At 58.9% G+C, this 18,938-nt stretch carries 17 protein-coding genes; 15 read left to right on the top strand and 2 right to left on the bottom strand.

Annotation, left to right across the window (positions count from 1 at the left end):
- Positions 1-25 precede the first annotated feature (25 nt).
- Positions 26-1,042, bottom strand: a complete 1,017-nt coding sequence (locus ACWKWM_RS08570) for a glycoside hydrolase family 5 protein (RefSeq protein ID WP_483845727.1) — start codon at positions 1,040-1,042, stop codon at positions 26-28.
- Positions 1,043-1,494: 452 nt separating this feature from the next.
- Here ACWKWM_RS08570 and ACWKWM_RS08565 point away from each other — a divergent pair, with 452 nt between their 5' ends.
- The 15 genes from ACWKWM_RS08565 (at position 1,495) to ureC (ending at position 18,564) form a co-directional block, all read left to right on the top strand.
- Positions 1,495-1,974: a copper chaperone PCu(A)C gene (locus ACWKWM_RS08565; protein WP_483845726.1), complete on the top strand. Its 480-nt coding sequence runs from the start codon at positions 1,495-1,497 to the stop codon at positions 1,972-1,974.
- A 25-nt stretch (positions 1,975-1,999) separates the two neighbouring features.
- On the top strand, positions 2,000-2,443 hold the full coding sequence (locus ACWKWM_RS08560; protein ID WP_483845725.1) for a DUF2946 domain-containing protein: 444 nt from the start codon (positions 2,000-2,002) through the stop codon (positions 2,441-2,443).
- Between the two features lie 93 nt (positions 2,444-2,536).
- Entirely contained in the window at positions 2,537-3,910 is a 1,374-nt protein-coding gene (locus ACWKWM_RS08555) for a PepSY-associated TM helix domain-containing protein (RefSeq protein WP_483845724.1), read from the top strand.
- Between the two features lie 355 nt (positions 3,911-4,265).
- A complete protein-coding gene (locus ACWKWM_RS08550; RefSeq protein ID WP_483845723.1) occupies positions 4,266-7,754 on the top strand; it encodes a dermonecrotic toxin domain-containing protein in 3,489 nt (1,162 codons plus the stop codon).
- Positions 7,755-8,016: 262 nt separating this feature from the next.
- Positions 8,017-9,282: an urea ABC transporter substrate-binding protein gene (urtA, locus tag ACWKWM_RS08545; RefSeq protein WP_268799368.1), complete on the top strand. Its 1,266-nt coding sequence runs from the start codon at positions 8,017-8,019 to the stop codon at positions 9,280-9,282.
- A gap of 207 nt (positions 9,283-9,489) precedes the next feature.
- Positions 9,490-11,079 (top strand): urea ABC transporter permease subunit UrtB, encoded by a 1,590-nt coding sequence (gene urtB / locus ACWKWM_RS08540; protein WP_483845722.1) that lies wholly within the window; start codon positions 9,490-9,492, stop codon positions 11,077-11,079.
- Positions 11,079-12,158 carry an urea ABC transporter permease subunit UrtC gene (gene urtC / locus ACWKWM_RS08535; protein ID WP_483845721.1) on the top strand — a complete coding sequence of 360 codons (1,080 nt, stop codon included), beginning with the start codon at positions 11,079-11,081 and terminating at the stop codon, positions 12,156-12,158. The genes urtB and urtC overlap by 1 nt, the downstream gene beginning before the upstream one ends.
- A complete protein-coding gene (gene urtD / locus ACWKWM_RS08530; RefSeq protein ID WP_483845720.1) occupies positions 12,155-13,021 on the top strand; it encodes an urea ABC transporter ATP-binding protein UrtD in 867 nt (288 codons plus the stop codon). Before urtC ends, urtD begins: the two co-directional genes overlap by 4 nt.
- 118 nt (positions 13,022-13,139) lie before the next feature.
- Positions 13,140-13,838, top strand: coding sequence for an urea ABC transporter ATP-binding subunit UrtE (urtE, locus tag ACWKWM_RS08525; protein ID WP_268799364.1), 699 nt, complete (start codon positions 13,140-13,142; stop codon positions 13,836-13,838).
- A gap of 49 nt (positions 13,839-13,887) precedes the next feature.
- On the top strand, positions 13,888-14,733 hold the full coding sequence (locus ACWKWM_RS08520; protein WP_483845719.1) for an urease accessory protein UreD: 846 nt from the start codon (positions 13,888-13,890) through the stop codon (positions 14,731-14,733).
- Positions 14,734-14,919: 186 nt separating this feature from the next.
- Positions 14,920-15,222 (top strand): urease subunit gamma, encoded by a 303-nt coding sequence (locus tag ACWKWM_RS08515; RefSeq protein WP_483836288.1) that lies wholly within the window; start codon positions 14,920-14,922, stop codon positions 15,220-15,222.
- A 24-nt stretch (positions 15,223-15,246) separates the two neighbouring features.
- The gene (locus ACWKWM_RS08510; protein WP_483845718.1) at positions 15,247-15,786 is read left to right on the top strand and encodes an N-acetyltransferase family protein; all 540 of its coding nucleotides are present in this window, start codon (positions 15,247-15,249) and stop codon (positions 15,784-15,786) included.
- 40 nt (positions 15,787-15,826) lie between these two features.
- The gene (locus tag ACWKWM_RS08505) at positions 15,827-16,363 is read left to right on the top strand and encodes an N-acetyltransferase family protein (RefSeq protein ID WP_483845717.1); all 537 of its coding nucleotides are present in this window, start codon (positions 15,827-15,829) and stop codon (positions 16,361-16,363) included.
- Positions 16,360-16,668, top strand: coding sequence for an urease subunit beta (locus tag ACWKWM_RS08500; RefSeq protein ID WP_483845716.1), 309 nt, complete (start codon positions 16,360-16,362; stop codon positions 16,666-16,668). The genes ACWKWM_RS08505 and ACWKWM_RS08500 overlap by 4 nt, the downstream gene beginning before the upstream one ends.
- A gap of 195 nt (positions 16,669-16,863) precedes the next feature.
- The gene (gene ureC, locus ACWKWM_RS08495) at positions 16,864-18,564 is read left to right on the top strand and encodes an urease subunit alpha (RefSeq protein ID WP_483845715.1); all 1,701 of its coding nucleotides are present in this window, start codon (positions 16,864-16,866) and stop codon (positions 18,562-18,564) included.
- 89 nt (positions 18,565-18,653) lie between these two features.
- Here the strand turns inward: ureC and ACWKWM_RS08490 are convergent, their stop codons facing one another.
- Entirely contained in the window at positions 18,654-18,914 is a 261-nt protein-coding gene (locus tag ACWKWM_RS08490; protein WP_483845714.1) for a hypothetical protein, read from the bottom strand.
- Positions 18,915-18,938 lie beyond the last annotated feature (24 nt).

The raw sequence follows: 18,938 nt of genomic DNA, 5'->3' as shown, positions 1-18,938 counted from the left end.
TTAGATCAATAAACCTACGACAGCCTTACTGGCAGTTGCTGTTGGTTTTAACAAACGGCGCCAGCATCGCCCACTGTGGTTTTTCCACACCCGCCTTCGGTTCGACCGAGAGTGAATAGGATCCCCAGAACGACCCGGCAGCCCAGTAGGCTAGAGGAACGCAGTTTGCGCTCAGGTAAGTCAGCAAGCGTGTGCCGGCCTCTGCCCACTGAGGGTCATTTCCGGGAATGCCAAATTCACCTATATGTCCCTTTTTACCGTTTTGCACAAGCCAGTCGACGAACGGTTTTGCCCTTTTGACGCCGATGTCCGGGTCAAAATTGGCCCCGGGCTCAGACTTGTAGGTCCCGCTCGCGTCGGAATCCAGATACAGGTGGGCAGAAAAAATCAGGTTGTTACTTGGGTCCTGAAGCGCAAGCAGAGCATCGTTATTTTTGGCCCACTGTGAAGCGCTTGACCATGAACGACCCTCGACGTAAACAGGCTTGACCTTGTCATAAGCCCGCACACCCCTGATCCCCGCCTGGGCCGCGCTCGGCCAATTCGCATCTGCCGGGCCGTTTGGCTCATTCATAATGTCGTAACCATGAAGCCCCGCATTCCCTTGCCAACGCTCGGCAACCAGCGACAGAAACTTCTCGTAGGCGGTGTAAGGCACATCTGCGGACCCAATAGGCTGCTTGCGATAAACCCCGTAATTATGGATATCGAGCAGAACAGTCATTTGCCTGCTTTGGGCCTGGGTCAAGAGCGTATCAATCAGCGCGGCGTAGGTTGGGTCAAGAGGCCCATCCAGAGCAGGCTGCAAGCGCTCCCAAGTCAGAGGCACGCGGACGATTTTAATGCCCTTTGCCTGCCACTGATCCAGATACGTCGCGGAGGGGAACATGTAGTCGTATCCCGGGCGACCGGGCAGAAGCTTGGCGTTGAACTCGGCGCCAGAGACATTGATGTGAATCATAGGACGCGGATCTGCGGCTTGGGCACACACCCCGAAAAGGCCGGAAACGGCTAATACTAAAGCGCTTGAAAAGCGTGTCATGACGTCGTCCTGCTCGCTTGCGTGATAACGCGTTAAGTTAGGGTCACGTACAGCCTTGGCAGGGTATTCATTTGCAACTGAAGGTGATCGTTGAACACCGGCGCAGAGCGCTCTAATGCTGAGGGGATCAAGCGGACCTGAGGCCTCTCACGTTGACCTCTTATGTTTAGAGGATCGATTCAGCACCGAGGACAACCTAGCACAGGTTTAGGGCGAGCAACGAACCGAGACGGCAGCAATTGCCCAGACGGCGACTCGCGTCACATCCCTCGTTTTTTACATCGCGTGTTTATTCAGGCTAAATATCCTCCCCTTTGCGCCCGCAGGTAGGCGCTGATGTCGGGCAGCGCGCGGCGACGCCACTCGCCCACAAAATAATTATGCGCCCCCGTGAATTTATTTTTCCCCCGCGCCCAACCTGCGCCAGGACAGACTGGAAACTTGACACCCCAATGTTAAAAAAATACCTGCTTCTTTTAGCATTACTGCTGCCCGTCTTTTATGCCCAAGCTCAGGACTACAGCGCAGGCTCGCTGCACATCGATCAGCCGTGGTCGATGGAATTGCCACCGAATGCGCCGACAGTGGCGGCCTATTTCTCGATTCATAACGGTGGCACCACGGCTGATCGCCTGACCGCTGTCGACAGCCCGATTGCCGGCAGCGCTCAGTTGCACGAACACATTCACAAAGATGGCCTGATGAAAATGCAGCCGGTGCAAGCTGTTGAGATTCCGGCAGGCGGCAATGTCAGCTTCGCGCCGATGGCATATCACGTCATGCTGCTGGACCTCAAAGATCGCTCGACGCTGGTGGACGGGCAGCACTTCGCGCTGACCCTGCATTTCGAAAAAGCCGGTGATGTAACGGTCCAGGTACAGGTGCTCAAACAACCAGCGCAAACTTCAACCGCCCCGACTCACGCCCACTGATTGATAGCCACGATCCTGACCTGACTTGAACCGCACAACCGCCTCACGCAGCAGACCTTCCGGCCCCCCGCGCAAAACGTCGGGCACCTGGCTGAGCCTGTTCGCCATGCTGATGATCTTCATCGGACCGCTGATTTCCCAAGCGATGCCGATGGAACATCACGCGGGCATGTCGATGCCCGCGACGATGGACATGTCCTCGTCCATGGAAATGCCGGGCGCGCATGTGGGCATGCAGCACGAGGCCGCGCCCGCCCCCGCAGCAGTCGATCACGTGCTGTGGGCCAAATGCGGATATTGCACGCTGCTCTTCAGTTGCCCCGCATTACCTCAGGCGCTGACCACTCTTGCGCCCACGCCGCCCAAACCGACTGACTTCTTCACCCCCGCACCACAGCAGGGTCACGCCCAACGCAGTGTTTTCCCCAACGCCCGCAGTCGCGCCCCGCCCCTCTCGTCACTGGCTTGAATCCCACAACCGAAAAATGATTTCGCAACCGCTGGCGGCTGTTCTGCTGTCAGCGGGTTGCGCCGTGAGTCATCCCTGACGGGAGCGTTTCCCATGTCCAAACCGAACGTGTCTTTCTACAACCTGGCGTGGCGCTGGCATTTCTATGCCGGGCTGTTTGTCGCGCCGTTCATGATCCTGCTGTCGCTGACCGGGATCATTTATCTGTTCAAACCGCAACTCGATTCGCTCATGTACAGCGACCTGCTGACGGTCACACCCGCTCACCATCAACTCAGCGCCGACGAGCAGCAACGCCTGGTTTTGCAGGCCTATCCGAACGTGGCGGTAAGCAAATATCTACCGCCGCTCAACGCCGAAGGCAGCGCGCAGTTCGTGGTGAAAATGGACGGCCGCGAGACCAATCTGTTCATCGACCCCTACAGCGGGAAAATCCTCGGCACCCAGGACGCCAAGCAGAACCTGCAAGCCATCGCGCGCGAGCTGCATGGCGAGTTGATGATCGGCAAAGTCGGTGATCGGCTGGTAGAACTTGCCGCCGGCTGGGGCATCGTGCTGGTGGTTTCGGGATTGTATTTGTGGTGGCCGCGCGGACGTTCCCCGGCGGGCGTTCTGTGGCCGCGCACGACAGCGCGCGGGCGCGTTTTGTGGCGCGACCTGCACGCAGTGACCGGGTTCTGGGGCGCGCTATTGCTGCTGTTCATGCTGGTGAGCGGCATGACCTGGACCGGTCTGTGGGGCAAACAATACGCGGACGTGTGGAACACCTTTCCCGCTGCCATGTGGAATGACGTGCCCAAGTCGGACAGGCAAACCGGCGAATTGAACAACGCCAGCGTGCAGACCGTGCCGTGGGCCTTGGAAAACACGCCCATGCCGGTTTCTACAGGCGATCACGCCGAGCACATGAACCACGCGAACATGTCCAGCGCACCGGCCGCGCCACACATCTCGTTGCAACAGGTGGTGGACATCGCACGCGGCAAGGGTATCGAGCCGGGCTACAGCATCAGCGCACCCACCAGCGCCGACGGCGTGTTCACGGTTTCCGTGTTCGCGGACGATCCGCGTAATGACGCCACGCTGCACGTCGATCAATACACCGGCAAGGTGCTGGCGGACGTGCGCTATGCCGACTACAGCACTGTTTCCAAAGCCACCGAGCTGGGCGTCATGCTGCACGAAGGCAAGTTATTTGGCTGGATCAATCAGCTGGTTATTTTGCTGATCTGCCTGATGGTGCTGCTCAGCTCGGTCAGCGGGCTGGTGATCTGGTGGAAGCGCCGGCCACAAAACGGGCTCGGTGTACCGCCGTTGCGGCACGACTTGCCACGCTGGAAAACCGCGACAATGGTGATGATTGCGCTGGGTCTGGCGTTCCCGCTGGTGGGCGTTTCGATGCTCATTGTGTGGGTGCTCGATCGGATAGTCCTTTCGCGCTTTGCCAAATCCCGCGCAACAGCATAGATTGCGTCCTGCGGGGCCTGAGACCATTGAGTGGCTTTGTGATGAATTCCTCCTCATATACGGTTTCAGGCCCCGCTCCATTCACTTCGCTCGAAGATGAATGGCCGTCAGATTCGGTATGAATCTGTCGAACCAACTCCCCAGGTTTTGAGCCTACTGGCCTCCTCTTCAAGTCCGCTCCACAGAATCTGCTTTCGCGTTGGGGTAGCGCGTTTTCCTACTTGCTGTGCCTACGAAGTCGGCGCACATCGATCTGCCAAGCCCTACAGACACGCCACGCCAGCTCTGACTCCATGGCATGAAGCATTCGGTGACGTATCACCGAGCATTCATCATTGCCATTGAGGCCTGCAGCATGAACACGCTTATTGACCCGTCAGCCAGTTTGACGCCAACCCGCACTCCCTCTCACAACGATCTATATCCACCCAGTTTTGCCGAAGTCACCCGCACATTCATTAGCGAGTACCTCAGCAACCACCACCCGGACCTTGCCATCGACATCGATGCGACGTGGCTGTATTGCCGCGATAGCCGGGTGGCGCCGCACTTGCCAAATCCACCGACCATCCACGCCCTGCGCGACAGCGTTGTCGATTACTTCACAGGCGCGTTGAACTGGACTGAAACCGAAGTCCAGGGCCTCTATTCCTCGCCTGTCTCGAGACCGAATGAGGAGACCATCAAGGGCATAGGCCGCGTCGAGCTGATCAACCTGTATGCCAGTGCCCAGCGAACCCTTGAAAGCCGTTTTATCAGCGCATTGGACCACTACTGGAACAAAGTCCTGGCCAGTGGAAAAACCCGGCGAGCGACGTTCATCGAGCAAAGAGTCCGCGCGCTGGAGCTGGAAGCTCAAATGCGCGTGAACGAGGGCGACATGCCTTCGGATATGTACTACATGCTTGAGCGCATGCTCAAAGGTTGCGCCCAAGCCACGCAAGCGCCCGTGCCCGAGCATGGCGTGTATAGCCTGTCACTGGTATGGAAGGGTGGCTTGCCCATGCCGTTGGCGGGAGCCTTTGTTCTGACTTCAGTGCGTGGCCTTCAGGCTCCGTCCAGCGATAATCAATCATTGGGCAAAGCCCTGCTGTACACGATCGATGAAGGTCTGCAGGGTTTTCAGAGCCTCAAGCAACAAACCTATGCACTGGATCAACGTCTGCTGACCGCCGACAGCAAGGCTTCGTTACTGTCGGCGCTGGATCACAAAGATCGATCAAAACTGCCGGTGAATTTTGACGCCGACAACCCCGCCTCTTTGTTGCAATGGCACTACACGCCTCTGGGGCCAGACTTTCTCAACCCGCTGTTCACCCAGCAGCTTGAGTGGCAGAAATCACACTTTGAGCACGCCGTCCTGCTCGGCAAGTCCCTTGAGATGGATCACCGCTCATTTGAGCGACTCATTCCCCAGCTACTCGCTCCGAAAATGCATCTGGACAACCGCAGGCACTTGCAACGTCACGACTCGGCGCTGATCCAGACGCATCTGCCCGACTGGTGGCAAAGCATGAATCAGCCGCAGCGCAGCAACTGGCTCAACCATGCGCAAACACTGGGCGAGCAGACCCTTAACATTCACCGCCAATGCTCGGCGCGGTTCAAGGGCGAGGCGTTCAATCCCGATACATTCGTGCGCAGGTACATCGATCAGCACCTTGCGACGGCCTTGAAAAAGCTAGCCGTAACGCTGCCACCGGAAAAAATTTCCCTCACCCTCTGCTACCCACCGCCGCTGCCACGACCCAGCCTTACATTGAGCCTGCCCCCGCGGGCCGAGGTGTTCAAACGCTATTCGTTGAAAACGCTGATGCATTTGCCGGTCGAGTCGCTGAATCTAGGCTTTGCCAGCGCCATCATCGCGACCGATGAACGCGGCGCAGCCGTGCCTGGGATTGACCACAAGTTCGTCCAGACATTGGTCAGCGAAGTCTCCATTCCAGAGGCTTTTGACACGTTCCTGAAGGCCCAACTCATGACTTCGCCGTTTGCGCAGCAGTTACGTAAAGCGCACGAGCTGATGATGCACGCGCACTTACGCATGGCGCTGCTGGAAGTTGAACATCAGGCATTTCCGCTGTGGGCGCGTCAGTGGCTCGAAGCTGTTTTGGACTCCCCGAACCCCGCGATGCGAAGCAAAGTCGGTTCTGACGATATCCAGGTTCACTTTCTCAAAATCAGCCACACCCGCTTGAGCAACATTTTGGTGGTGGCCCCCACCGGTAAACTCGACAGCGGCCCTGTCGTGCTCTGCACCTTCGGCGCGCCGGATGGCGTAGTACTGCGCTGGTTCGACAGCGTGCACCGACTCAAGTCGATGTTTATGGAGCAGGCAAAATTCCGGCCGTATCTGGCTCATCAGATTCCGGCGTCAGTACGTGCCGATACGCTGGGGGTTCTGGAATACGATAAGTGGCTCAAACATTGGCGCCTGCCGGACGTGATGCGCTACATGACACAGCCGCTGCCTGTTCCCGAAATGCTATTTCGCCCGGTGACGTTGGTCCCGCAGCAAAAAAGTTTCTATGACGAAAATCACGAGATCAAAATCGATCATCTGATCAAGGATGCCAACGCCACACTCAAAACCATGACAAGCACCTCAGACGCTATTTCATTTGAAATGGTCGCCAGTATTGCGCTGCTGTTTCTACCCCCACCGATCCTGCTCCCATTGGCATTGGGCCTTGGCTTTTACAGTGCCTGGAACGGTTTCAGTCAATACGATGCGGACGATTTTGAGGGCGCGACTGGCGAATTCCTTAACGCGCTCGGCTATCTGGCGACAGCACAAATAAGCGCCAGCATAAGCTCAGGATCGCTGACACCGATCGATCAGTCGTTTCAGCCCGTGGAGGAGCAAACACTACGCCCGCATCTGGTGCGAACAGTGGGCCGTGACGGCAAGCCACAGATCGGTTATCTGTTGTCGCCCAAAACGCCGCCTCGTCTGCCCACTGAAAGCATTAGCGTCACCCCCGACCCTCAGCGTTTTACAGCCATCGACTTTAACAGTGAGCGCTGCTACGTCAGACGCCGGTTCAATCTCTTCGGTCATGCGCGGTTGTATCGCCTGAACGCCGCAGACAACACGTTGATGCACGCGAACGAGTATGTATCGCGCGACAGCAAAGGCATCTGGGTAGCGGCCGGGGGGCTTGCCCCACGCCTGAGCCTCACCGCCCGAAATGCCGCAAGCGCAGAACTGGATGAAATCATCGCGGGCTGGCCACAAACCCCAAGACTCAGCGGCGCGGAAGAAAAATCCACTTTCGTCACTCGCTACACAGCACTGAGCCGCACGTCGAACACTCAAGAGCTGCCCGAAATACTCGCCTACAGCGAAGGCGGATCCGCACACATCAACGATGTGCTCAGACGAGGAACGCTGGATGCTCAAACCCTCAACTTTCTAGCGCAGTTCTACCAACTCAAAGAGTATGAAGGCGTTGCCTTCCGGGCGACTTACGTGTCCAAGGTCGGTCTGGAGACCTTGCAGCGACAGATCGGCGAGGTGTTCGCAGACAGCGGCGTGCAATCCGCCTCGATCAGTCGGGGCAATGCCTCCCGATGGAGCCAGGACAGCTTTGTGACCCGTCACGCAAGCGCCGAAAAAACCCCTATGTTTTTCATCTTCGATCGCTCGATCAACAAGAAAAATATGTTTAGCAACTTTCTGGGTGACCATGTAGCCGTACCACCCGCAACGCCGATGCAACTGCGGGCCATCCGACAAGTCGAGGAGCGTTGGTATGCCTATTTCTCGGCACCATCGAGCGTGGCCGACGACGTTTATGACCTGTACTCGGGTGAGAAAAAGCTGATGCTAGGGGCGGCATGAGGAATTGACCGCTCCGTCAGTAAAAGACGTCACCCAAGGCTGACACCTGCCCATCTACCGAGCGACGCACCAGATAAGAGCGTGGCGCGCACCGTCCAGCCCATAGGCGGCCAACATGGTGCGCGACACTGATTTCAGGCGACACATTCATTCCGTTTTGCGACGTTGTGGCGTTGGCCCAGCGTTTGCTAAAGCCTTCTCAGCAGAACGCCTGCACCGACCGAAGAAGTCATTTAAAAAAATCAAAGAATGGAGCTAGCCAATGAAGCGTCGCAGTCTGATTAAAGCGTTCACCTTGTCTGCATCGATCGCCGCAATGGGTTTGACCTGGACCGTCCAGGCCGCTGAGACCATTAAGGTCGGCATTCTGCATTCTTTGTCCGGCACCATGGCTATCTCCGAGACTTCGCTCAAAGACATGGCGTTGATGACCATCGACGAAATCAACGCCAAGGGCGGCGTCAACGGCAAGATGTTGGAGCCTGTGGTCGTCGACCCTGCCTCCAACTGGCCGCTGTTCGCCGAGAAAGGCCGTCAACTGCTGACCCAGGACAAAGTCGCAGTGGTCTTCGGCTGCTGGACTTCGGTGTCGCGTAAATCTGTGTTGCCGGTTTTTGAAGAGCTGAACGGCCTGCTGTTCTACCCGGTGCAGTACGAAGGTGAAGAGATGTCGCCGAACGTGTTCTACACCGGCGCGGCGCCTAACCAGCAGGCGATTCCTGCGGTCGAGTACCTGATGAGTGAAGACGGCGGCGCCGCCAAGCGCTTCTTCCTGCTGGGCACTGACTACGTTTACCCGCGCACTACCAACAAGATTCTGCGCTCCTTCCTGCACTCCAAAGGTGTGAAGGACAGCGACATCGAAGAGGTCTACACCCCGTTCGGTCATGCCGACTATCAAACCATCGTGGCGAACATCAAGAAGTTTTCTGCCGGTGGCAAGACCGCTGTGATCTCCACCGTCAACGGCGACTCCAACGTGCCGTTTTACAAAGAACTCGCCAACCAGGGCCTGAAAGCCACGGACGTTCCGGTTGTAGCGTTCTCGGTCGGCGAAGAAGAACTGCGCGGCATCGATACCAAACCGCTGGTGGGCAACCTGGCCGCCTGGAACTACTTCCAGTCCGTCGAGAACCCGGTCAACAAGAAATTCGTCGCTGACTGGAAAGCCTACGCCAAGAAACACAACCTTCCGGGCGCGGACAAGGCTGTAACCAACGACCCGATGGAAGCCACTTACGTCGGCATCCACATGTGGGCTCAGGCGGCTGAAAAAGCCAAATCGACCGACGTGGACAAAGTGCGCGAGGCCCTTGCCGGCCAGACCTTCGCTGCACCGTCAGGCTTCACCCTGACCATGGACAAAACCAACCACCACCTGCACAAGCCAGTGATGATCGGTGAAATCCAGGACGACGGTCAGTTCAACGTCGTGTGGCAAACCAAGGAGCCGATCCGCGCCCAGCCGTGGAGCCCGTACATCCCTGGCAACGACAAAAAGCCTGATACCCCGGTGAAGAGTAACTAAGAGCCACTGTCGGGCCGGAAGTTGATTCGGCCCGACATCGATCCCTTGTGGGAGCTGCCGAAGGCTGCGATTGCGGTGTGTCATCAAACCCGTATCGCGGCCTTCGGCAGCTCCTACAGGGGATTGCCTGAATCCTGTGGGAGCGGACTCGTCCGCGAATGATTCAACACGGTTTCTCTGCTGTACGCCGACACCAAGGCCACCAACATGCCCAAATCTCTCTACCGCTTCATCGTCGCCCTCGCCCTGCTGCTGCCTTTCGAAGCCCACGCCAGCGATGCCGGTGATTTCGTTGCGGCCAGTTCCGCCAAACAAGCTGATTTGCTGGAGGCCTGGTCCGCCAAGCCCGATCCAGCACGCGTCGAGCTGATCATTGCCCTGCAAGACGGCCGTGTCGCTGCCGACAGCAGCAAACGCGCCTTCATCGAAACCGGCGACAAACTGGTGGCTGTCGACCCTGACGCCCCCGCCGCTGGCGATGCGCCAACGCCTGACGAACCGCGCAAACTGCGCCTGAACAACCGACTGCGCGGCCTGGTCGATACCGCCCTCGCGAGTCACCAGTTGCTGGCCGTCGACGACAAGCTGCGTCTGGCCGCCGCCCAACAACTGCAAAAAAGTGCTCGCCCTGCGCAACTGCCGCTGCTCACCCAGCAAGTCGCCAGCGAGCAAAATGACAACGTGCGCTCGGCGCTGAGCCTGGCGCTGGCCAATCTGCAATTGGTGGACACCAGCCCGACGGTGCGCCTCGCCGCTGTGCGCCTGCTGGGCGAAACCGGCGATCCGCTGGCCCGAACCCGCCTCGAAACGCTGTTGGAACCCAACGTCGAAACCGACGCCACCGTGCGCTTGGCGGCTGAAACCAGTCTGGCGCAGGTGAAACGCAAACTGATGATCGGCGAGATCCTCGGTCAGGCCTTCAGCGGTATGTCGCTGGGTTCGATCCTGTTGCTGGCAGCGCTGGGCCTGGCGATCACCTTCGGCCTGCTCGGTGTGATCAACATGGCCCACGGCGAGATGCTGATGCTCGGCGCTTACTCGACCTACGTCGTGCAGCTGATGTTTCAGCGCTATGCACCGGGCGCCATCGAGTTCTATCCGCTGATCGCGTTGCCGGTCGCCTTCTTCGTCACCGCCTGCATCGGCATGGCGCTGGAACGCACGATCATTCGCCACTTGTATGGCCGCCCGCTGGAAACCCTGCTCGCCACATGGGGTATCAGCCTGATGCTGATTCAGTTGATCCGCGTGGTGTTCGGCGCGCAGAACGTCGAAGTCGCCAACCCGGAATGGCTGTCCGGCGGCATTCAAGTGCTGCCCAATCTGGTGCTGCCTTACAACCGCATCGTGATCATCGCCTTCGCGCTGTTCGTGGTAGTACTGACCTGGCTTTTGCTGAACAAGACCCGACTGGGCCTGAACGTGCGTGCGGTCACGCAGAATCGCAACATGGCAGCCTGCTGTGGCGTACCGACCGGGCGCATTGACATGATGGCGTTCGGGCTCGGTTCCGGCATCGCGGGGCTGGGCGGTGTGGCGCTGAGCCAGATCGGCAACGTCGGCCCTGACCTGGGCCAGAGCTACATCATCGACTCGTTCCTGGTGGTGGTGCTCGGCGGGGTCGGTCAACTGGCCGGCAGCGTGATGGCCGCGTTCGGGTTGGGCATCGCCAACAAGATTCTCGAACCTCAGATCGGCGCCGTACTCGGCAAGATCCTCATCCTGGCGCTGATCATTCTGTTCATTCAGAAACGTCCGCAGGGCCTATTCGCACTCAAAGGACGGGTGATCGACTGATGAATCAACCACTGATGGTCACTGCTGCGCAACGCGCTGGCACCAAAGTCACGATCGGCGTCGGCGTGGTCATTCTCGCGCTGCTGATCGCCCTGCCCGTTTTGTCGCTGCTGCCGGAAAGCAACAGCCTGCAAGTTTCGGCCTACACCTTGACGCTGGTGGGCAAGATTCTCTGTTATGCAATCGTCGCCCTGGCGCTGGATCTGGTGTGGGGTTATGCAGGTTTGCTGTCGCTGGGCCACGGCCTGTTCTTCGCCCTCGGCGGTTACGCCATGGGCATGTACCTGATGCGCGAAGCGGCGGGCGATGGTTTGCCGGCGTTCATGACCTTTCTGTCGTGGACTGAAATCCCTTGGTATTGGGCTGGCACGCAGCACTTTCTCTGGGCCATGTGCCTGGTGGTACTGGCGCCCGGTCTGCTGGCGCTGGTGTTCGGCTTCTTCGCCTTCCGCTCCCGAATCAAGGGCGTGTACTTCTCGATCATGACTCAGGCGTTGACCTTCGCCGGGATGCTGTTGTTCTTTCGCAACGAAACCGGCTTCGGTGGCAACAACGGCTTCACCAACTTTCGCAGCATTCTGGGTTTCAGCATCACGTCTCAAGGCACAAGGGCCGTCCTGTTCTTGCTGACCGTGGTTCTGCTGGTGGGCAGCCTTTATGTGGGCTGGCGGCTGGCGCAGAGCAAGTTCGGCCGGGTACTGACCGCATTGCGCGACGCGGAAAACCGCCTGATGTTCTGCGGCTACGACCCACGGGGTTTCAAGCTGTTCGTCTGGGTATTGAGCGCGGTGTTGTGCGGTTTGGCGGGTGCGTTGTACGTGCCGCAGGTCGGCATCATCAACCCGAGCGAGATGTCGCCGACCAACTCCATCGAGGCCGCTGTGTGGGTTGCACTCGGCGGGCGTGGCACGCTGATCGGTCCGTTGCTGGGCGCAGGCGTGGTCAACGGCATGAAGAGCTGGTTCACCGTCGCGTTCCCGGAATACTGGCTGTTCTTTTTGGGCGCGCTGTTCATCGTGGTGACGCTGTATCTGCCCAAAGGCGTGATCGGCCTGCTGAAGAAAAGGGGCGAACAATGAAAGTCACTCCCACCCCAGCCTTCGACCCGGCGCTCGATCCTGGTCTCGATCCCAACAGCGACGCCGGCACCAGCCGCGACGCTATCGGTTTGGGCCAGGTTGCCGGCAAAGGCCTGAACACCCGGCACGGCACGATCCTCACGCTGGAAGACATCAGCGTCAGCTTCGACGGCTTCAAAGCCCTTAACGATTTGAATCTGTACATCAGCGTCGGCGAGTTGCGCTGCATCATCGGCCCCAACGGCGCGGGCAAGACCACGCTGATGGACGTGATCACCGGCAAGACCCGTCCCAGCCACGGCAAAGCCTGGTTCGGCGAAACCCTGGACCTGACGCAGATGAGCGAAGTGCAAATCGCTCAGGCAGGCATCGGTCGCAAGTTTCAAAAGCCCACTGTTTTCGAGGCGCTGAGCGTGTTCGAGAACCTGGAGCTGGCGCAGAAAACCGACAAGTCGGTGTGGGCCAGTTTGCGCGCCAGACTCAACGGCGAGCAACGCGACCGCATCGATGAGGTGCTGGACACCATTCGTTTGACCAGTTCGATGTCGCGTCCGGCAGGTCTGTTGTCTCACGGCCAGAAACAGTTTCTGGAGATCGGCATGTTGCTGGTTCAAGACCCGCAATTGCTGTTGCTCGATGAGCCAGTGGCGGGCATGACCGATGCCGAAACCGAATTCACCGCCGAGCTGTTCAAGAGTCTTGCGGTCAAGCATTCGCTGATGGTGGTCGAGCACGACATGGGCTTTGTCGGCTCCATCGCCGACCACGTGACCGTGCTGCACCAAGGCAGCGTGCTGGCCGAGGGATCGCTTGAAGATGTGCAGGCGGATGAAAGAGTTATCGAGGTTTATTTGGGCCGCTGATACAACCCCTGTAGGAGCCAACTTGTTGGCGAGAAGAACAACGCGGTGTGCCTGATGCCGCGCCTCGCGAATAAATTCGCTCCTACAGGTTGGTCATTTATTTGCCTGGGATCTGAACATGCTCCAAGTCGAAAAGCTTCACCAATACTACGGCGGCAGCCACATTCTTCGCGGCCTGTCTTTCGATGTGAAAGTCGGCGAAGTCACCTGCCTGCTGGGCCGTAACGGCGTGGGCAAAACCACGCTGCTCAAAGTGCTCATGGGCCTACTGCCTTCCAAGGAGGGTGCGGTGCAGTGGGAAGGCAAACCGATCACCACGTTCAAACCGCATCAGCGGGTGCATGCCGGCATCGCGTACGTGCCTCAGGGCCGGGAGATTTTCGGGCGCCTGACTGTGGAAGAAAACCTGTTGATGGGCCTGTCGCGTTTCCCCGGTTCCGAAGCCAAGGAAGTCCCGGCGTTCATCTACGAGCTGTTCCCCGTACTGCTGCAAATGAAGCAACGCCGTGGCGGCGACTTGTCCGGCGGTCAGCAGCAACAATTGGCGATTGGTCGCGCGTTGGCCAGCCGCCCTCGCCTGCTGATTCTCGACGAGCCGACCGAGGGCATTCAGCCCTCGGTGATCAAAGAAATCGGTGCGGTCATCAAAAAGCTGGCTGCACGGGGCGACATGGCGATTTTGCTGGTGGAACAGTTTTACGATTTCGCCGCCGAGCTGGCCGATCAGTACATCGTCATGTCCCGTGGCGAGATCGTGCAGCAAGGCCGTGGCGAGAACATGGAAGCCGAAGGCGTGCGCGGTCTGGTGACCATCTGACGCTTAATCCGGTAAGGTGCCCACCTTCGAAACACGATAAAAGAACGCTATGAATCTTCCTGCCCACACCGCTCTCTTCACCCCCAGCTGGCATGCCGAGCTGGAACTGGGCTATGGGCGTTTCGGCGAGAGTACCCGCCCGACGCAACGCCGACACAAAGGCCCGCTGCGGGTGCAAAAGCACCTGTACGCCGAAGGCCCTGAAGTCTGCCAGCACATCATCGTCCACCCGCCCGGCGGCATTGCGGGCGGGGATCGCCTGGACATCGACGTTAACGTCGGCCCCAATGCCTGGGCGCAGTTGACCAGCCCTGGCGCGGCTAAGTGGTATCGCGCTGCCGGGCCTGCGTTTCAGCAGCTGAACCTGAAGATCGAAGCCGGGGGCACGCTGGAATGGCTGCCTCAAGAGACGATTGTCTTCAGCGACGCCAAAGCCGAACTCAGTACCTGCATTGAGCTGCAAGGCGACGCGCGACTGCTTTACTGGGACGTGGTTGCGCTGGGCCGTCCTGCCAGTGGCGAGCGTTTTGATCTGGGACACTTTCAGGCGCATCTGGACATTCGTCGCGACGGCCAATTGCTCTGGCACGAACGCCAGCGCATTGTCGGCAACGACGGTTTGCTGGAGTCACCGATTGGCCTGGACGGCAAGCCAGTGTTTGCGACGTTGATCGTCACCGGCGAGATCGATGCCCACTTGATGGAAACCTGCCGCACCCTGGCTGAACATTCGCCGGTGCGCGGAGACGTTACGCAATTGCCGGGGCTGGTGGTGGCGCGCTGCCTGGCTGACGAGGCACTGCATGCACGGGCCTGGCTAATCGAATTATGGAAACTGCTGCGCCCGGCACTGCTGGGCCGCGAAGCCGTCGCGCCGAGGATTTGGAGTACGTGAGTCGCCGTGAGTCCCCTGTAGGAGCTGCCGAAGGCTGCGATCGATTGCGCAGCAATCGCAACCTCGGTGAGACGCGGCCCGCAACCGAATGAATTTTTGAATTTGAATACGTAGGAAGGTCGTTCCGACCTTATCGCAGCCTTCGGCAGCTCCTACAGGTTAATCATCGTTCTCAATGGATAAACCATGGACCTGACGCCACGCGAAAAAGACAAGATGCTGATCTTCACCGCAGGCCTCGTTGCCGAGCGGCGATTGGCACGGGGTTTGAAACTCAATTATCCCGAAGCCATGGCCTTCATCTCCGCAGCCCTCCTGGAAGGCGCGCGAGACGGCCAGACGGTTGCCGACCTGATGCATTTCGGCACCACTCTCCTGACCCGCGAACAAGTGATGGAAGGCATCCCGGAAATGATCCCGGAGATTCAGGTCGAGGCCACCTTCCCCGACGGCACCAAGCTTGTGACCGTGCATCAACCGATCGCCTGACACTCGATAAGACGTGGAACGAACATGACTGACCTGATTCGCGACGCCCTGCCTGCGGACATGAGCGCGGTGCTCGCCATCTACAACGACGCCGTACTCAACACTACGGCGATCTGGAATGAACAGCCCGTGGATCTGGCCAACCGCGAGGCGTGGTTCAACGCCCGTGCTGCGCAGGCGTACCCGATTCTGGTGGCCATCGATGCAGTAGATGAAGTGGTGGGCTATGCCTCGTTTGGTGACTGGCGCCCCTTCGAAGGCTTTCGCCATAGCGTCGAGCATTCGGTGTACGTGCGCGCCGATCAGCGCGGCAATGGCCTGGGCCCTCGACTGATGAGCGCCTTGATCGAGCGCGCCAAGGCGTGTGACAAACACATGATGGTCGCCGCCATCGAAAGCGGTAACGCAGCGTCGATTCATCTGCATCAGAAACTCGGTTTCAACATCACCGGCCAGATGCCGCAGGTCGGCACCAAGTTCGGTCGCTGGCTGGACTTGACCTTCATGCAGCTTGATCTGTCCCCCGGTGCCGACGCGCCACCGTCACAAGCACCCAAATCCTGAACATGGCCTGAGCTTCACTTTCTGAAAGGATGCCCCAACGATGAACGCCGCCCAGATTCGACGCGTTACCTCCGAGAGCTTTGCGCACTATCGCCAGGGCCTGGCGGAGTTGTTGCTGGATGCGGTTCATCGCGGCGCGTCGCTGGGCTTCATGGCCGATGTGGATATTGCGCAGGCACTTGCCTGGAGTGACAGCGTAAAAGCGGAAATCGAACAAGGCCGGTTGCTGCTGTGGGTCGTGGTGCAGGAAGAACAAGTGCTGGCCACGGTGCAATTGGCCCTGTGCCAGAAGGCCAACGGCCTGAACCGCGCCGAGGTGCAGAAGTTGCTGGTGCTGCATGGGGCGCGCCGTCGTGGCCTTGCCTCGCAGCTGATGCAAACGGTTGAACAGGCAGCGCATCAACTCAAGCGCGGCATGTTGCATCTGGACACGCTGGACGGTTCGGCGGCCGAAGATTTCTATCGGGCGATGGGCTACCAGCTCTCCGGCAAAATCCCGGATTACGCCTGCAACCCTGACGGTGAATACAAAGCCACTGCCATCTATTACAAAGTTTTGTCGAGGAAGACCGCATGATCCCAGGTCAGTACCAGATCCAGCCCGGCGACATCGAACTCAACGCCGGTCGCCGCACGATCACCCTGAACGTCGCCAACAGCGGCGACCGGCCGATTCAAGTGGGCTCGCATTTTCACTTTTTCGAAACCAACGACGCCCTGACTTTTGATCGCGTCGCAGCCAGAGGCATGCGCCTGAACATCCCCGCAGGCACGGCCGTGCGCTTCGAGCCTGGGCAGTCGCGGGATGTGGAATTGGTGGACCTGTCGGGCAACCGCCGCGTGTTCGGGTTTGCCGGCAGAGTCATGGGCGAGCTGGATTAAAAGGCGGAGCGATCTCCTGTAGGAGCGTGGCTTGTCCCGCGATCTGCCGGGAACCGGCAGCAAACCCGGAGAACACGGTGTGCCAGATAAACCTGACCAGCAGGATTTACGACTGCTTCGCAGCCGATCGCGGGACAAGCCACGCTCCTACAGTTATCCGTCATACGCGATATTTTTTGAATTCAAGGAATCCCGATGAAGATCTCCAGACAAGCCTACGCCGATATGTTCGGCCCAACCGTCGGCGACCGTGTGCGTCTGGCGGACACCGAGTTGTGGATTGAGGTCGAAAAGGACTTCACCACCTACGGCGAAGAAGTGAAGTTCGGCGGCGGCAAGGTCATTCGTGACGGCATGGGTCAGGGCCAGAGGCTCGCCGCTGAAGTGGTCGACACGCTGATCACCAACGCGTTGATCGTCGATCACTGGGGCATCGTCAAAGCCGACGTCGGCATCAAGGACGGCCGCATCGCCGCCATCGGCAAAGCCGGCAATCCGGACATTCAGCCCAATGTCACCATCGCCATTGGTGCAGCGACGGAAATCATCGCCGGCGAAGGCATGATCCTCACCGCAGGCGGCGTCGACACCCACATCCACTTCATCTGCCCGCAGCAGATCGAAGAAGCGCTGATGAGCGGCGTGACCACCATGATCGGCGGCGGCACCGGCCCGGCAACCGGTACAAACGCCACGACGGTCACGCCCGGCCCCTGGCACATGGCGCGCATGCTCCAGGCCGCCGAAGCATTCCCGATGAACATCGGCTTCACTGGCAAGGGCAACGTCAGCCTGCCGGAACCGTTGATCGAGCAAGTCAAAGCCGGCGCCATTGGCCTCAAGCTGCACGAGGACTGGGGCACTACGCCTGCGGCCATCGATAATTGCCTGAGCGTGGCCGACCTGTACGACGTGCAAGTGGCGATTCATACCGACACGCTGAACGAATCCGGCTTCGTCGAAACCACGCTGGCCGCGTTCAAGAACCGCACGATCCACACCTATCACACCGAAGGTGCCGGTGGCGGTCACGCGCCGGACATCATCAAGGCCTGCGGCTTCCCCAACGTACTGCCGAGCTCGACCAACCCGACGCGGCCGTTCACCCGCAACACCATCGACGAGCATCTGGACATGCTGATGGTCTGCCATCACCTGGACCCGAGCATCGCCGAAGACGTGGCCTTCGCTGAAAGCCGCATCCGCCGCGAAACCATTGCCGCCGAAGACATCCTGCACGACCTGGGCGCATTCTCGATGCTCAGCTCCGACAGCCAGGCCATGGGCCGTGTGGGCGAGGTGATCATCCGCACCTGGCAAACCGCCGACAAAATGAAGAAACAACGGGGGCCGCTGCCGCAAGACGGTAAAGGCAACGACAACTTCCGCGCCAAGCGCTACATCGCCAAATACACCATCAACCCGGCGATCACCCACGGCATCAGCCATGAGGTGGGCTCCATCGAAGTGGGCAAGTGGGCGGATCTGGTGCTGTGGCGCCCGGCGTTCTTCGGTGTGAAACCAACGCTGATCCTCAAGGGCGGTTCCATCGCGGCCAGCTTGATGGGTGATGCCAACGCTTCGATCCCGACCCCGCAACCGGTTCACTACCGCCCGATGTTCGCCAGCTACGGCAGCTCATTGCACGCCAGCAGCCTGACTTTTATCAGCCAGGCGGCCATGGACGCAGGTGTGCCTGAACAGCTGGGATTGAAGAAGCAGATCGCCGTGGTCAAAGGCTGTCGCAACGTGACCAAGGCCGATTTGATTCACAACGATTACCTGCCCCATATCGACGTTGACCCACAGACCTATCAGGTCAAGGCCGATGGCGTGCTGTTGTGGTGCGAACCGGCGGACGAGTTGCCGATGGCCCAGCGGTATTTCCTGTTTTAAGAAAAACGCTTCTGTAGGAGCCAACTTGTTGGCGAGCTGATGCGTTGTGCCAGACATGCCGCTTCGCGAACAAGTTCGCTCCTACAGGATCACTGCAACTCGTTGATCAAAGATGGCAAGGTTTGCTTGCTATCCAGCATTTGTAGCTTTTGGAGCGTGTCATTGACAGCTCCTACCAGCCCGCGCGCCTTGTTAGACGGTTTGCCATCCATGAATTCGAGCAGGGCCAGATAGAACTGTAGCTTTCCAGCGGATACTTCATCATTGGCCGAATGCTTGGAATCGTTAATTTTTTCAGTCAACAGAACAGATTCTTGATCGATATAGGTCCGAAAGTCGGCTTTCAACATGATGTCTCTCCTTGAGTAAATCCC

Source organism: Pseudomonas rosaeacicularis, from assembly GCF_057128745.1.
Note: the sequence above shows the minus strand (reverse complement) of the source record. Positions and strands in the feature narration are given on the sequence as shown.

Excerpts from the sequence above, each read along its gene's own strand:
- ureC (WP_483845715.1), top strand. The coding sequence starts at position 16,864 with ATGAAGATCTCCAGACAAGCCTACGCCGATATGTTCGGCCCAACCGTC.
- urtA (WP_268799368.1), top strand. The coding sequence starts at position 8,017 with ATGAAGCGTCGCAGTCTGATTAAAGCGTTCACCTTGTCTGCATCGATC.
- urtB (WP_483845722.1), top strand. The coding sequence starts at position 9,490 with ATGCCCAAATCTCTCTACCGCTTCATCGTCGCCCTCGCCCTGCTGCTG.
- ACWKWM_RS08490 (WP_483845714.1), bottom strand. The coding sequence starts at position 18,914 with ATGTTGAAAGCCGACTTTCGGACCTATATCGATCAAGAATCTGTTCTG.
- ACWKWM_RS08505 (WP_483845717.1), top strand. The coding sequence starts at position 15,827 with ATGAACGCCGCCCAGATTCGACGCGTTACCTCCGAGAGCTTTGCGCAC.
- ACWKWM_RS08555 (WP_483845724.1), top strand. The coding sequence starts at position 2,537 with ATGTCCAAACCGAACGTGTCTTTCTACAACCTGGCGTGGCGCTGGCAT.
- ACWKWM_RS08510 (WP_483845718.1), top strand. The coding sequence starts at position 15,247 with ATGACTGACCTGATTCGCGACGCCCTGCCTGCGGACATGAGCGCGGTG.
- urtE (WP_268799364.1), top strand. The coding sequence starts at position 13,140 with ATGCTCCAAGTCGAAAAGCTTCACCAATACTACGGCGGCAGCCACATT.
- ACWKWM_RS08550 (WP_483845723.1), top strand. The coding sequence starts at position 4,266 with ATGAACACGCTTATTGACCCGTCAGCCAGTTTGACGCCAACCCGCACT.
- ACWKWM_RS08515 (WP_483836288.1), top strand. The coding sequence starts at position 14,920 with ATGGACCTGACGCCACGCGAAAAAGACAAGATGCTGATCTTCACCGCA.
- ACWKWM_RS08570 (WP_483845727.1), bottom strand. The coding sequence starts at position 1,042 with ATGACACGCTTTTCAAGCGCTTTAGTATTAGCCGTTTCCGGCCTTTTC.
- ACWKWM_RS08565 (WP_483845726.1), top strand. The coding sequence starts at position 1,495 with ATGTTAAAAAAATACCTGCTTCTTTTAGCATTACTGCTGCCCGTCTTT.
- ACWKWM_RS08500 (WP_483845716.1), top strand. The coding sequence starts at position 16,360 with ATGATCCCAGGTCAGTACCAGATCCAGCCCGGCGACATCGAACTCAAC.
- ACWKWM_RS08520 (WP_483845719.1), top strand. The coding sequence starts at position 13,888 with ATGAATCTTCCTGCCCACACCGCTCTCTTCACCCCCAGCTGGCATGCC.
- urtC (WP_483845721.1), top strand. The coding sequence starts at position 11,079 with ATGAATCAACCACTGATGGTCACTGCTGCGCAACGCGCTGGCACCAAA.
- urtD (WP_483845720.1), top strand. The coding sequence starts at position 12,155 with ATGAAAGTCACTCCCACCCCAGCCTTCGACCCGGCGCTCGATCCTGGT.